Origin of the sequence: Flectobacillus roseus, from assembly GCF_030056595.1 — a bacterium.
Classification (GTDB): Bacteria; Bacteroidota; Bacteroidia; order Cytophagales; family Spirosomataceae; genus Flectobacillus; species Flectobacillus roseus.
The window spans coordinates 1-680 of sequence record NZ_JASHIF010000050.1 but is presented as its reverse complement, the minus strand read 5'-3'; the positions used below and the strand labels follow the sequence as shown (position 1 = coordinate 680).

The window sequence follows — 680 nt, the reverse complement described above, 5'->3', positions numbered from 1 at the left end:
TATGGTAATTGTTGGTAGATAATGAAGTTATTCAATTTCTCCACGTTTTCTGGATGAGTGAATATCTCATTAAACAACAAGTTTACATCGTTACCTGGTCCTTGGAAGATTACCAGACCATCTAAGTTAATATCTGGTCGTAAGTAACCTGTTACCATGTAGTTGTTCAAGCCTTCGGTATTACCTGGATCTGTCAACACAACACTGCCGATAAAAGTACGGTCGTTGTTTGGTCCTTGGTAAATCACAAAGCGATCTGGACTAGCATTACCGCCCCATAGTGCTCGGACACTACCTAGATCTACCGTTGGATAAGCAGTGTATTCTGGATCAGTGGTAGCTTTCTTGTACAAGCTCAAACTTGAACTGGTAAAATCAACCAAGGCTGAACAGCTTGAGGTCAACGCTATCGCATTCGCAGTCATCGCTCCCAAGTGGTTACGGTGACGAACTGTTACATAATAACTCTCTGGAACAGCGCCTACAAAACTCAAGCAACTCACACCATCTACATCTACGATATCGCCATCACGTTGTACTAAACCTGAACGACTGTACAAGATCACACTTGGATTATTCTTATCGCGTAACTCTACTGATACCCAGTCCACAATCGCATTACTGCCAGTTACTGACAATACCAATGTGGTTGTGGCTTCTTCAGCGCCAATATGAGGAAT

Annotated in this window: 1 protein-coding gene; it reads right to left on the bottom strand. The window is 42.6% G+C overall.

The annotated features are described in order from the left end of the window. Nucleotides 1-680: hypothetical protein (locus QM524_RS25915; protein ID WP_283346903.1), on the bottom strand; the 680-nt coding region annotated here is incomplete at both ends.